The organism is Rossellomorea aquimaris TF-12 (assembly GCF_001648555.1).
GTDB lineage: Bacteria > Bacillota > Bacilli > Bacillales > Bacillaceae_B > Rossellomorea > Rossellomorea aquimaris.
On sequence record NZ_LQXM01000027.1, the window covers coordinates 376,139 to 389,432 of the forward strand.

Genomic DNA, 13,294 nt, shown 5'->3' on the forward strand with positions numbered 1-13,294 from the left:
CAAATAAAAAGGCTAGTTCTGTCAGAACTAGCCTTAAACATTTTATGAAATTTCCCTACGGTTCTTCCACTTTCGATACATTCTCCCATTAAAGTAGAAGAATTTCGTTACCCAACCAGCCTCTCCCATAAACTGTTTGGAAAAGGTGTGAACTTTTTCTTGTTTATGGGCTTTTTCATCTGACAAATAAACACCTATTAGCCCTTTATTAATCAGTCGGTGAAAACGGGCATGAGGAAGGTCAAATGTATGTTCATCAGCTTTTCTTAAAAAATGCAGCAGCCGGTTTTTTAAATGTTCGTCATTTTCATAATAAAAACAGAAGTTTAAATCTCCACCCTTTTGATCTTCTTCCTGATCTATAAAATAATCTAATAGAATATGTAAGCCTTGAATGTATGGAAAATACCCCTTTTTTATCTTCTCAGCGTATGAAGGAGTGAAATCCTGACGGCTTGCATAGGAAACTAAACAAAAAATGCCCAGTGTTGAACCAGAGCAGGCAGAGAATTCATACCAGTCCATCTCAGGTAGCTTTCTTCTATGATTTTCAAACCAACGTATCAGTCGGCCTTCTCTTTCTTCCATTTTCACATGTTTATGTATTTGGAGGTCACAATAATATCCACACAGTTCAATCAAGTCATGATGAATGCTATCGTAATGAATTAGCTTCTGTAACGATGTTTGACACGTAAGAACAAGATTTTGAAGATATCCTCCATCGTCTTGATCCTCTCTTAATGCATAATAATTTACAGGGATTGATCCCACCGATAATGCGTCTTTCATTGACTGATGAAGCAAAGCAAAATCATCAGGATCTAACGAAACACTTCGATCACAAAGATTATCTAAGTAATCACTAATTGTTTGATAGGCAACGATAAAGCGTATCACATTCTCCTTCATATCAGGAGCTAATAAAGAAAGAATAGAACCCCCTTCACAATGAAAGGCTTTGTGCTCAATACTGGATAATGCTTGTTTTCTTAATTCCTGATTAGGAATACTCATAGCTCGTTCCTTCCAACCCTCTAGCTCCAGATGAACAATTGGAAATACATCTCGGTACACTTTCTTCATTAAAGAGAATGGATGATTCGGAATAGACAACTTTCCCACCTCATTTATAGAATGTATCCTATGGACTTCAAGCGACTTTCAATAAACGTTTTTGAGTACTCAAATATTTCTTCTCTTTCAGGCTCATTATATATTTCATGATAGCATTTCGGCCATTCTTTATAGTGCATTTCAGATAGTGACAATTCGTTGAACCATTTTTTCACTGCCTTTTTATCGACAATCTTATCTTCTCCAGCCTGGAGAACAAGTAAAGGCACATCAGGCATTTTCGTTAGATTCATGAAAGCTAGTTTTATGGCATGTACCAATTCTCTATACCATCTAACAGATACCTTTGTAATATAAAGAGAATCATTACTATCGATTTCTCTTACATCGGCATTTCTTGTAGCCATATCAATCGTTAAACCTGAAGAAAACTTCACCATAGGAGCAAATTTATTTAACCCATATGAAAGTAGCTGTACAGGCTTTGCCGGGCTTTTCACTAGTCCTAAACATGGAGATGAAAGAATGACTCCTGCAAGATTCACATGAGATTCTTGTAAAAATCGGACTGCAACCAATCCTCCCATGCTGTGTCCAATGACAAACACTGGCAAATCAAATGCATAGGCTGCCTGAATCCAATCCTTCACTTCAATAATGTATTCGTCAAATGAATCAATATGTCCTCTATGACTTCTAGAGGTCATCCCCTGTCCGGGTAAGTCCCCCATAATGACATGAAAACCAGATGCACGCCACATTTCAATGAGCCAACCGTATCGACCATGATGTTCCATTGCTCCATGAATAATAACGATGACTGCTTTCGCTTCTTGATCTGTTTCCCATTTCCACATGGCAAATCCTCCTTTATAGTTCTCTTAATGAAGAAATTCTGCTACCATTTATTATAGTAAATATTCTTGAAAGAGGTAGTGTAAAATGATCTATCCATATCATGAAATAAAACCTACAATCGCTAAAAGTGCATTCATTGCTGATTATGTCACCATCTCAGGAGATGTTGAGATTGGAGAAGAATCTAGTATTTGGTTTAACACCGTCATCAGAGGAGATGTCGCTCCAACCAAAATCGGTAACAAAGTAAATGTTCAGGATAATTCCATTTTACATCAGAGCCCCAATAACACTCTAATCCTAGAAGATGAAGTAACAGTAGGACATGGAGTAATATTACATAGCTGCAAAATTAGAAAAAAGGCGTTAATTGGAATGGGATCCATCATTTTAGACAATGCAGAAATAGGAGAAGGTGCGTTTATTGGTGCTGGCAGCCTTGTCCCTCAAGGAAAAGTGATTCCTCCGAATACTCTGGCATTTGGTAGACCAGCAAAAGTCATTCGTGAGTTAAATGAACATGATATCAGTGAGATGAAGCGCATCTCTAGAGAATACGCTGAAAAAGGGCAGTACTATAAAAGTATAAAACCGATTTAAGTTCTTATACTTGGGATACCCTATCATTAAAGAGATTAGTCATAAAAATTTTGTGATGAAAGATTTATGTGCCATTTCATGAGTTTATCTGGCGTTTTGGGGATTTATCGATCGTAAAAATATTTTTTTCTGCCAAAAATTAAAGATATCTCCCATTCTACACAACTCAATAAATCCTGCAGACTCTGCGGAACAACAAAAAAATGACCAACACTCCCATTTGAGCGTTGGTCATTTTTCATGATTATCTTAAAGCTTCTGCTTTTAATACTTCTGCTTTATTTGTACGTTCCCATGGAAGATCAATATCTGTACGACCAAAGTGTCCATACGCAGCTGTTTGCTTATAGATAGGACGACGCAGGTCTAGCATTTTGATGATTCCTGCTGGACGTAAGTCGAAGTTGTTTCTCACAACATCTACTAATACATCTTCAGAAACTTGTCCTGTTCCAAATGTATCGATAGAAATGGATACAGGTTGAGCTACTCCAATTGCGTAGGCTAGTTGAACTTCACATTTATCTGCTAAGCCTGCTGCCACAATGTTTTTCGCAACGTAACGTGCAGCGTATGCAGCTGAACGGTCAACCTTCGTCGCATCCTTACCTGAGAATGCTCCTCCACCGTGACGAGCATATCCACCATACGTGTCAACGATGATTTTACGGCCTGTAAGACCAGCATCACCTTGTGGTCCACCAATGACAAAGCGGCCAGTTGGGTTAATGAAGTATTTTGTTTGATCATCGATCAATTCTTTCGGTACAACTGGATCGATCACATATTCTTTTAAGTTACGTTGAATTTGCTCTAATGTAACTTCTGGATGATGTTGAGTAGAAATAACAATTGTATCGATGCGAACTGGTTTATCGTTTTCATCATATTCTACTGTTACTTGCGTTTTACCGTCTGGACGTAGGTAAGGAAGAATTTCTTCTTTTCGAACTTCCGTTAAGCGACGAGAGATTTTGTGAGCAAGTGAAATCGGAAGAGGCATAAGCTCTTTCGTTTCATTACAAGCAAAACCGAACATTAAACCTTGGTCTCCTGCTCCAATTGAATCAATTTCTTCATCGGTCATTTGACCTTCACGAGCTTCAAGGGCTTGATCCACCCCTTGTGCGATATCAGCTGATTGCTCATCTATCGATGTTAATACAGCACATGTTTCAGCATCAAATCCATATTTTGCTCGAGTATATCCAATTTCACGAATCGTTTCACGAACGATTTTCGGAATATCTACATACGTATTCGTTGTAATTTCTCCTGCTACAAGAACAAGTCCTGTTGTAACAGAGGTTTCACATGCTACACGAGCATTAGGATCATTCGTTAAAATTGCATCAAGAATTGAATCAGAAATTTGGTCACAAATTTTATCTGGATGTCCTTCGGTTACGGACTCAGATGTAAACAGACGACGTTTAGTTGACATCAAGGTTCCTCCTTAAGCATAGTTGCTAGAATAGCTCTAACAAAACATTTAAACAGATACGGTACTCATTCCCTAAGTAGTATGAAGTAAACATGGTTTTTTTATAAAAAAACATGAGATTCGTGTGCAAATGCTCTTCTATAATATAGAAAAAACCCTTCCTCAAATAAAGCAATAGAGGAAAGGTTTCACATCATAGCCGCGCCTTTTCTCTCTTATCGTTCAAGGTTCAAAGACCTTGCCTCAGTTTAGCACCTTCGCTTAATCTGATATTCCTCCATTATAATGAGGAAAAACCAATAAACTATTTAGCAGGTTGCTGGGTTTCATAGGGTCTGCTCCCTCCACCAGCTCAGGATAAGAGTATCCGTTCAAGGTACAATATTAACGGTTATGATAATGGGTGTCAACCATTTTCCCATGTAAGGATTAACCAGTGAAGGAAGAGGGTAAAACATACAATTCCTTAGGATAAAACCTAATGAACATTTGATGTTAACACAACACTGTTTTTACCTATATATAAGTGATGAGATTTCAAAAAACAGGGTATAAATGTGACAAAACGAAGACACATAATAAAAATAACTAAATAGTATAGACTAATGGTTTAATTGTGTTATACTATTTTTGAGAAACACAGAGATATCTAAATTTATATAAAGGAAGGGTTCTAATGAATTCAGTGAGCATGTCTAATGAATTAACGGAATTACTTAATGGTCAAAATATTCAACACCAATTATCTGTTTCACAATTAGTTGAAAAAGTTCTTCACAGAAATGAAGGCGTTTTAACTTCATCAGGAGCAGTTAGAGCAGAGACTGGTAAATACACAGGACGCTCTCCTAAAGATAAATTTATTGTCGAGGAATCATCAACGAAGGATAAAATTGAGTGGGGATCTGTAAACCAACCAATCTCTTCAGAATCATTCGATAAACTATATAATAAAGTTGTAAACTACTTAAAAGAAAAAGAAGAAGTATTTGTATTTAAAGGTTTTGCAGGTGCTGACCCTAAACATAGACTACCTATTCAAGTGATTAATGAGTTTGCTTGGCACAATCTATTTGCTCACCAATTATTCATTCGCCCAACAAGTGATGAGCTAAAGACTCATCAATCTGGATTTACCATTGTTTCTGCTCCAAACTTTAAAGCAGACCCAGCAGTAGATGGTACACATTCTGAAACATTCATTATTGTTTCATTCGAACGTAGAATCGTACTCATTGGTGGAACAGAGTATGCCGGGGAAATGAAAAAATCGATTTTCTCTGTTATGAATTACATGCTGCCTGAATCTGATATTCTATCTATGCATTGTTCTTCAAATGTAGGCCGTGAAGGAGACGTAGCACTATTCTTTGGCTTATCTGGAACAGGAAAGACAACTCTTTCTGCTGATCCGAATCGTCGTTTAATCGGAGATGATGAACATGGATGGTCTCCAAACGGTGTATTTAATATTGAAGGTGGATGCTATGCTAAATGCATCGGCCTAACTCGTGAAAAGGAACCTCAAATCTTTGATGCCATTCGTTTTGGCTCTGTCTTAGAAAACGTTGTTCTTGATGACGAAACTCGAATTCCTGATTACGATGATAACACATTAACGGAAAATACACGTGCTGCTTACCCACTTCAAGCAATTGATAATATTGTAGAACCAAGTGTTGCAGGTCATCCGAATACTATTGTATTCTTAACTGCCGACGCATTTGGCGTTTTACCTCCAATCAGTAAGCTAACAAAAGAACAAGCCATGTACCATTTCTTAAGTGGCTACACATCAAAGCTAGCTGGAACAGAGCGTGGAATTACTTCGCCACAAGCCACTTTCTCAACTTGCTTTGGTTCACCTTTCCTACCACTTCCTGCAACACGGTATGCAGAAATGCTCGGAAAGAAAATTGATGAGCACAATGCTCAAGTCTTCCTGGTTAACACAGGTTGGACGGGTGGAGAATATGGTGTTGGCAGTCGAATGAAGCTGTCTTACACTCGTGCAATGGTTCAAGCCGCTCTTGAAGGAGAACTAACGAACGTTGAAACAGAAACGGATACGATCTTTGGATTGAACATTCCTGTACACGTTCCAGGTGTTCCTGATGAAGTTCTTCAACCTCGTAAAACATGGCTAGACGAATCTGCCTATGAAAAGAAAGCAAAAGAATTGGCTCGTAAGTTCAACGAAAACTTCACAAAATTCGCAAACGTACCTGCCGAAATCGAACAAAAAGGCGGCCCAACCGTCAAATAAACATATCATAAGAGGTTTGTCCTTAGAGGGACGGACCTCTTTTTTTTATACAAATGATCTTTTTCTTTAAGATTTTTGCAATGACAGTCCCTTTATAAACAGCAAACAAAAAAGAGAAGGGGATCCTCCCTCCTCTTTTCCATCCTATAACCCTTTTTTTCGCCCTGTAATTCGATTAAACAGAAATACGACTACAGCAATGATAAGTAATACATGAATAATGGCTCCACCAATTTTAAATATTAAACCAAGTAGCCACAGAACTAAAAGAATTCCGATAATGGTCCACAGCATCAATACTCCTCCTTACAATTGTGATTTATCCTAACTTTCCCTATTTCAGCACTTTTAAAACAAAAAAAATGTATATTTAGGTTTTTCTATAAAAATACTACTTTACTAATTATTGTTAATTTTGGTATGATTACAATTAAAAATCTACGGAGGACCTAAAATGATTAGACAGCTAACAGAGCAGGATGATGATCTTTGTCAAAAACTCATTCATCAACAACCAGCTGAAAACCTCTTTATTATTGGGGATATTGAAGCATTTGGGTATGAGGAGGATTTTCAACAAGTATGGGGAGACTTTGATGAAAACGGAAACTTAAGAGGAGTACTTTTAAAGTACCGTGAAAATTTCATTCCATATTCCCTTGGTGAATTTGACGCAAAGGGCTTCGCAACAATTATTAATTCACATGAAGATTACCGGTTTGTATCAGGGCTAAAAAAAATCATTTCTCAAATGGAGCCATACTTATCACGAGAATTAAAATCCAAAAGACAACTATATTATGCAAAATGTGATCGCATGGATTCCTTAGAACTACAGGCTTCTAACATAGTGAAAAAAATCACCCTATCTGATCTACCAAAACTTAATTCTCTTCTAAAAAGCATCCCTGAATTTAAGGATGGAGCGTTTAGTATTGAGAGTAGGAAAAAGAATATAGAAAAGGGTGTATCAAGAGGTTATTTCATTGAGGAGGATGGAAGGTTTGTCTCTTCCGCTTCTACAACGGCTGAAAATAGCTTATCTGCCATGGTAGTGGCTGTCTGTACAGATCAGAACTATAAAGGAAAAGGATATGCTACTCAATGTGTTTCACACCTATGTCAGGAATTGTTAGAGGAAGGAAAAGAGCTTTGTTTATTTTATGATAATCCTGAAGCCGGAAAAATTTATAAGCGAATCGGGTTTAAAGATATTGGCTACTGGATGATGTATACTTTCAAATAAAAAAGTTGACTCCTAATTGGTGGAGTCAACTTTTTTATTATGCTGCAACTTTTCTATTACTTGGAATTAATTTAGCTTGAACCAATCGATTTCTTACAATAATTCCAATCCAACTAGCAAGAAAGGCCTTAATAAGACCGACAACAATAAAAGGATAAACTCCCGCTGCCATTGCTTGAGCCCAGCTTAAGTCTGCAACGTATTTTAGCTGGATCGTCCCTAGAACTAAGGTCACAATCATGCCGACTGTATTAGCAATCATCGCCATGCTTAAATTGAATTTTGTACGTTCCAATATCAGACCCGTTATGTATGCTGCTGCGATAAAACCAAATATATAGCCACCGGTTGGCCCCACTAATACTTGTGCTCCTCCACTGAAACCAGCAAATACTGGAACACCTATTGCCCCAAGCGCTGTGTAGCACACCATGGAAAATGCTCCATATCTACTCCCCAGTATCGTTGCTGTCAAACCAACTGCTAATGTTTGTCCGCTAATGGGCACTAGTGGTAATGGGACTTCAATTTGAGCAAAAATGCCGGTAATCGCTGCAAAAATGCCACATTGAATAATCATTCTTAGCCTTTGACTGTTCACTTTTTCCTCCTCCTTTATGTAAACCATTACATATTTTAAGTTAACATAAAAATATACAAATTGGGAAGGTTTATTTTCCTCATAAAAAAGGAAGCTTACACTGTAGTGAGCTTCCTTTACATAATTTCCTATTAATTTGTTGAATTCAAAGAAATGAGCTGATATACAATCGTTGTTTTGTCATCCTTCCATTCCATTCTTTCTATGCGACCATATCCATTAGGATCACTCTCTTTTGTCTTCCTTACTTCGATTGGAATATGCATAGGATACAAACGATATCCATCTTTTTGCAGTTGAAATAAATTTTTTTCCTTCCTCACTTCTTTTCCTTTCGTCACAATCATCGTGTTCAATTCTAATCCCATTCCCATTTCACAAGACCCCTATCCTTTTTATTTCTATCATACAATATAAGCTATTGATTTTTCATCCAGGTACACAGCATCGAAACCAGTTCTCTGTTCTTTTTTGGAGGGAAATAATGTGTAAACTCATTGAAATAGTAGGAGGTAACGTCTTTCCCTAACTCTTTCAATCTTTTCTCTAGTCTATATGCATGTTCCACTGAAACATTCTCATCTTTTTCACCATGAATGATTAAAACGGGTGCTTGGAGTAGTTCCAACTCATATAGAGGCGTCCTCCATTCATATCTCGTTGGAAATTTATTCGGACTTCCCCCAATTACTCTTTTCATCATCCTTCGAAGATCGCTTCGCTCTTGATACGTAAGAAACATATCGGAAACACCACCCCACGTAACGACTGAGGTAACATCATTATGACTGATTCCTACGAATAGAGCCATCACTCCTCCACGTGAAAATCCAAATACATGAATTCGATTGTCACGAACTCTTGAATAATTTTGAAGCAGTTGAAATCCTGCTGTTGCATCCTTCCGATCATCCCCTGCGAAGTCTTCATTCCCTTCTCCCCCAAGGTTCCCTCGATAGTAAGGTGCAAACACAATAAATCCATTGGAAGCAAATTGAGCAATTCGGGCAGGTCGAACCATTCCCACTCCTTTAATACCACCACGTAAGTATAAAAAGCCGTCATAGTTTCCCTTCTTGACGGGTTCTGCAAGGAGTCCCTTTACTCTTAATCCTTCAGATATATAGATAATTTCGTAAAGTTCTACTTTTGGGTTAGGTGAAGGAAATAATGTTTTCTTCACCACAGTTCCATTTCTCATATTCTCTTCCTTTCGAAAACGTGCATTGGGTATTCACACATTTTTTGCACGGTACATAGAATATTTTAACAAATTCTAAAGAGAAGATACATGAAAGTGACTACATCACAATAGAGAAAAAAAGAGGCTGGGAATCTAAAGGAGGAAGTAGTAAATGAATAAATGGATCAGAAGTGGTATTGGGGTTTTCTTACTCTTGATACTAACCATTGGTATGTCAGCATGTGGAGAAAAGACAGACGAAATGACAAAAGTCCGTGTTGCAGAGGTGACTCGTTCTATTTTCTATGCCCCTGAATATGTCGCCATTGAAAAAGGGTTCTTTAAGGAAGAAGGGTTAGATATAGAATTGACCACTACTTGGGGTGGAGATAAAACGATGACCACCTTATTATCTGACGGTGCTGACGTCGCTCTGGTAGGTTCTGAAACAACCATCTATGTTCATGCTCAAGGTTCAAATGACCCTGTCATCAACTTTGCTCAATTAACGCAAACCGATGGAACTTTTTTAGTATCACGGGAAAATGTAGAGAACTTTGAATGGGATCAATTGAAAGGCTCCACTTTCTTAGGACAAAGAAAAGGCGGAATGCCTCAAATGGTTGGGGAGTTTGTCCTTAAGAAGCATGGGATTGATCCTCAAAATGACTTGAAATTAATTCAAAATATAGACTTTGCTAATATTGCTAACGCCTTTGCATCTGGTACAGGAGATTACGTACAGCTATTTGAGCCAACTGCTTCTATCTTTGAAAAAGAAGGAAAAGGGCATATCATTGCTTCCTTTGGTACTGAATCAGGTCACGTACCATATACAACATTTATGGCAAAGGATAGCTACATGAATGAAAACAAAGAGGTTATTGAAAAGTTTACTAAGGCTTTGTATAAAGCACAACAATGGGTAAAAGAAAACAGTGCCGAAGAAATAGCAAAGGTCATTGAACCTTATTTTGAGGATACTGAGCTGCAATTAATTGAAACAGTCGTTGACCGCTATAAGTCTCAAGGCTCATATGCTACTGACCCAATACTAGATGAAGAAGAATGGAATAATTTGCAGTCGATTATGAATGAAGCCGGGGAGCTGCCTCAATCTGTTGAACACAGTATTCTCGTTAATACATCAATCGCTGAAAAAATAGCAAAATAAACATTCTTCAATCATCCAGGAGGGGCTGACCGAATAGTCAGCCCCTCATCTAAGACATCCCCGATTGGAGGCGTATTGACTATGAACTTTCTAACACTGAATGGAATTCACCATACGTATTTTTCACCGAAATCAGCTACTCATGCTCTCTCAAGCATTGATTTGAATGTGATAGAAGGAGAGTTCGTCTCTTTTATTGGACCGAGTGGGTGTGGGAAAACAACGTTACTTTCTATCATAGCTGGTCTTATTGAACCGACGAAAGGAAATATTCTTTTAAACGATCTACCCATTAAGAAAGTAAGAAATCGAATGGGGTACATGCTTCAGCAAGACTATCTTTTTCCTTGGAAAACAATTGAAGAAAACATCTTTTTAGGCTTGCAGACCATGAATAACCTTACGGAGGAAAAAAAACAGGAAGGTCGTAAATTGTTATCTCAAATGGGGTTAGAAGGTGTAGAAGGAATGTATCCAAGGGAGCTTTCAGGCGGAATGAGACAAAGAGTTGCCCTCATACGGACCTTAATTACTGAACCGAAGATTCTTCTTTTAGATGAACCTTTTTCAGCATTGGATTACCAAACAAAACTGAAGTTGGAGGATTTGATTTTTACTACATTAAAGTCCTTAAGTAAAACGGCGATTCTCGTTACCCATGACATTGGGGAAGCCATAGCGATGAGTGACCGAATTGTCCTATTCTCAGCGAAGCCTGGCCGCATCCATACCATTTTTGAAGTACCGTCAGAACTAAAGGAATTAAAACCCTTTACCGTACGCAATCATAAAACCTTTTCCCCATTCTTTCAATCCATATGGAAGGAGCTTGAAAAACTTGAATCCGGAAGCAATCAAACAAAAGCATAGTCAATACATTCAATCTCTAAAGAAAGAGCAAAGGTGGATATGGTTTTATCAAGCCCTTATCTTTCTTGTGTTCTTTTCTCTGTGGGAAATCGCCAGTCGGTTATCATGGGTTGATCCATTAATCTTTAGTTCACCATCTAAAATATGGAGCCTCTTCATTGTGAAAATAGCAGACGGAAGCCTACTCGCTAATTTATCCGTCACATTGGGAGAAACGATTGTAGGATTTATTTTAGGTACTTTTCTCGGAACGCTTTTAGCTGCGATCCTTTGGTGGTCTCCTTTTCTATCAAAGGTCCTGGATCCTTATCTTGTTATCCTTAACGCAATGCCTAAAGTTGCACTCGGTCCTATTTTAATAGTTGGCTTAGGACCTGGTTTCACTTCGATTATTGCCATGGGGACCATTATTTCTGTTATTATCACGACAATCGTTGTCTATACTTCCTTTCGGGAAGTGGATCCCAATTTCTTAAAGGTGATGCAAACATTCGGAGCTAGTAGGGGACAAATGTTCAAGGAAGTCATTTTACCAGCGTCCTTTCCTACTATAATATCCACCTTGAAGGTAAATGTAGGATTATCATGGGTTGGAGTTATTGTAGGTGAATTTTTAGTATCAGCAAAAGGACTCGGATACATGATTATCTACGGATTCCAAGTATTTAATTTCACCCTGGTGCTTCTATCCTTACTCGTTATTGCTGTTTTTGCAACGATTATGTATAAGGTCGTGGAACAATTAGAAAAAAGGTGGATTAAGTCTTAAGGAGGTTTAATTCAACCAGTCTTTTCATGGCTAATACCACTACTTTATCTTTCATAATAAAGCTAAATTCTGGATGTGATTGAATCGTTGAAAAATCCCCTGACCAAACAATCGCCCCATCTGTTTCTAGATAGTCCTCTTTTTCAACAACCTCTAGTGCATTAGCAAAAAAAATGGTTTTTACAAATGGGGACTGATCATATACTTTGTATTCACCTATAAAAAGAGGATCCTTGATCACTCCTCCTGTTTCTTCATATGTTTCTCGTATAGCAGCTTCTTCTAAGGTTTCTCCTTCTTCTACTTTTCCACCTGGAAACTCAAGGCCTCTCCTCTTATGTTGTGTGAAGAGCCATTGGTTTTGGTAACGACAGAGAATGAACACATGCTTTGATTGTTGTGAGAAAAAATTTTTCTCAAATGAAAGCTCTACTTTAACTCCATTGGCATCAATAAATTGTTCCATCTGGTTTCACCTCACATTCTACTAGTACTTACTCTCTTTATCTAATCATAAATAAAAAGCATTGGTCCACAGATTTCTCATGTGGACCAACACTTTTTTCATTTATTGAGGATTTTCTTCATTTAGAATCCCCATACCCTCTATAAATTTCTTTGCTTCGCCATCCCCAAGTTGATGAATCATTCCATACGCTTGACGCATATTCTCATCATATGCATCATTTTGACGATCATAATGGTATTGAAGATACGGTACGTGAGCTCGGTAAAAGTTTTGCCAATCCACCGAATGATTGGAATCAAAGATCTCTCGAAGCTGTGTAATTTCTTCATCCGTTGCTGAAATTTTAAAGTTCCAAGGTGAATCTGTTGAACTTCTTGAAATTTCACCTGTGGCTATTTCAATATAATAATCATTTCGTTCCTCGTTCAAGCTTCCCACCCCTTAACAGTACTTATCCTTCATTTTCTTCATTTTATAAGAATTTATTCACATTCAAATTGGAGGAACCAAAAGACAGATTATAAAATAAGGTTCTTAGAGAGAATGAAATAAAAAACTTTTTATTACGAATAAAGTAGTGATTTGATAGTATAGTATCAATAAGGTATCAACAGATTTTATTTGCTTAATTGTCTCTTGAAAGTAGAACCATGGTTATTTTGTCTTATAAAGGGTAAAGAGAAAAGAAGAGTTGTGTACAATATAATTTCATTATTAATTAACTAGTGTTCATGTTA

The 13,294-nt window shown here is 37.5% G+C and carries 15 protein-coding genes and 1 riboswitch; of the genes, 6 read left to right on the forward strand and 9 right to left on the reverse strand.

What is annotated here, in order from left to right; all coding sequences use genetic code 11:
- Positions 1-42: 42 nt before the first annotated feature.
- Both IQI_RS11185 and IQI_RS11190 read right to left on the reverse strand, forming a co-directional pair.
- Positions 43-1,116 carry a tetraprenyl-beta-curcumene synthase family protein gene (locus tag IQI_RS11185; protein ID WP_064092712.1) on the reverse strand — a complete coding sequence of 358 codons (1,074 nt, stop codon included), beginning with the start codon at positions 1,114-1,116 and terminating at the stop codon, positions 43-45.
- Between the two features lie 14 nt (positions 1,117-1,130).
- Positions 1,131-1,934, reverse strand: coding sequence for an alpha/beta hydrolase (locus IQI_RS11190; RefSeq protein ID WP_064092713.1), 804 nt, complete (start codon positions 1,932-1,934; stop codon positions 1,131-1,133).
- An 85-nt stretch (positions 1,935-2,019) separates the two neighbouring features.
- On the opposite strand from IQI_RS11190, the gene IQI_RS11195 reads away from it, so the two are divergent.
- Positions 2,020-2,535, forward strand: a complete 516-nt coding sequence (locus IQI_RS11195) for a gamma carbonic anhydrase (protein ID WP_064092714.1) — start codon at positions 2,020-2,022, stop codon at positions 2,533-2,535.
- Between the two features lie 244 nt (positions 2,536-2,779).
- Here IQI_RS11195 and metK read toward each other — a convergent pair whose 3' ends face one another.
- Positions 2,780-3,979, reverse strand: coding sequence for a methionine adenosyltransferase (metK, locus tag IQI_RS11200; protein WP_064092715.1), 1,200 nt, complete (start codon positions 3,977-3,979; stop codon positions 2,780-2,782).
- Positions 3,980-4,191: 212 nt separating this feature from the next.
- Positions 4,192-4,343, reverse strand: a riboswitch (SAM riboswitch).
- A gap of 312 nt (positions 4,344-4,655) precedes the next feature.
- On the opposite strand from metK, the gene pckA reads away from it, so the two are divergent.
- On the forward strand, positions 4,656-6,245 hold the full coding sequence (pckA, locus tag IQI_RS11205; RefSeq protein ID WP_064092716.1) for a phosphoenolpyruvate carboxykinase (ATP): 1,590 nt from the start codon (positions 4,656-4,658) through the stop codon (positions 6,243-6,245).
- A 144-nt stretch (positions 6,246-6,389) separates the two neighbouring features.
- On the opposite strand, the gene IQI_RS20610 is transcribed toward pckA, so the two are convergent.
- On the reverse strand, positions 6,390-6,539 hold the full coding sequence (locus IQI_RS20610; RefSeq protein WP_156509879.1) for a lmo0937 family membrane protein: 150 nt from the start codon (positions 6,537-6,539) through the stop codon (positions 6,390-6,392).
- 160 nt (positions 6,540-6,699) lie between these two features.
- Here IQI_RS20610 and IQI_RS11210 point away from each other — a divergent pair, with 160 nt between their 5' ends.
- Complete coding sequence (locus IQI_RS11210; RefSeq protein ID WP_064092717.1) at positions 6,700-7,491, forward strand: GNAT family N-acetyltransferase; 792 nt, start codon at positions 6,700-6,702, stop codon at positions 7,489-7,491.
- 37 nt (positions 7,492-7,528) lie between these two features.
- Here the strand turns inward: IQI_RS11210 and IQI_RS11215 are convergent, their stop codons facing one another.
- The 3 genes from IQI_RS11215 to IQI_RS11225 form a co-directional block, all read right to left on the reverse strand.
- Positions 7,529-8,119, reverse strand: a complete 591-nt coding sequence (locus IQI_RS11215; RefSeq protein ID WP_064092718.1) for a biotin transporter BioY — start codon at positions 8,117-8,119, stop codon at positions 7,529-7,531.
- A gap of 104 nt (positions 8,120-8,223) precedes the next feature.
- On the reverse strand, positions 8,224-8,466 hold the full coding sequence (locus IQI_RS11220) for a DUF2584 domain-containing protein (protein ID WP_064092719.1): 243 nt from the start codon (positions 8,464-8,466) through the stop codon (positions 8,224-8,226).
- Between the two features lie 44 nt (positions 8,467-8,510).
- The gene (locus tag IQI_RS11225; protein WP_064092720.1) at positions 8,511-9,293 is read right to left on the reverse strand and encodes an alpha/beta hydrolase family protein; all 783 of its coding nucleotides are present in this window, start codon (positions 9,291-9,293) and stop codon (positions 8,511-8,513) included.
- 154 nt (positions 9,294-9,447) lie between these two features.
- On the opposite strand from IQI_RS11225, the gene IQI_RS11230 reads away from it, so the two are divergent.
- From IQI_RS11230 to IQI_RS11240, 3 genes are all read left to right on the forward strand, one after another.
- The gene (locus IQI_RS11230) at positions 9,448-10,449 is read left to right on the forward strand and encodes an ABC transporter substrate-binding protein (RefSeq protein WP_064092721.1); all 1,002 of its coding nucleotides are present in this window, start codon (positions 9,448-9,450) and stop codon (positions 10,447-10,449) included.
- A gap of 81 nt (positions 10,450-10,530) precedes the next feature.
- On the forward strand, positions 10,531-11,319 hold the full coding sequence (locus tag IQI_RS11235; protein WP_064092722.1) for an ABC transporter ATP-binding protein: 789 nt from the start codon (positions 10,531-10,533) through the stop codon (positions 11,317-11,319).
- Positions 11,279-12,088: an ABC transporter permease gene (locus IQI_RS11240; protein ID WP_408007372.1), complete on the forward strand. Its 810-nt coding sequence runs from the start codon at positions 11,279-11,281 to the stop codon at positions 12,086-12,088. Before IQI_RS11235 ends, IQI_RS11240 begins: the two co-directional genes overlap by 41 nt.
- On the opposite strand, the gene ytkD is transcribed toward IQI_RS11240, so the two are convergent.
- Both ytkD and IQI_RS11250 read right to left on the reverse strand, forming a co-directional pair.
- Positions 12,078-12,554: an RNA deprotection pyrophosphohydrolase gene (ytkD, locus tag IQI_RS11245; protein WP_064092724.1), complete on the reverse strand. Its 477-nt coding sequence runs from the start codon at positions 12,552-12,554 to the stop codon at positions 12,078-12,080. The two genes, IQI_RS11240 and ytkD, sit on opposite strands and share 11 nt — an antisense overlap.
- A 102-nt stretch (positions 12,555-12,656) precedes the next feature.
- On the reverse strand, positions 12,657-12,986 hold the full coding sequence (locus tag IQI_RS11250) for a hypothetical protein (protein ID WP_064092725.1): 330 nt from the start codon (positions 12,984-12,986) through the stop codon (positions 12,657-12,659).
- Between the last annotated feature and the right edge of the window lie 308 nt (positions 12,987-13,294).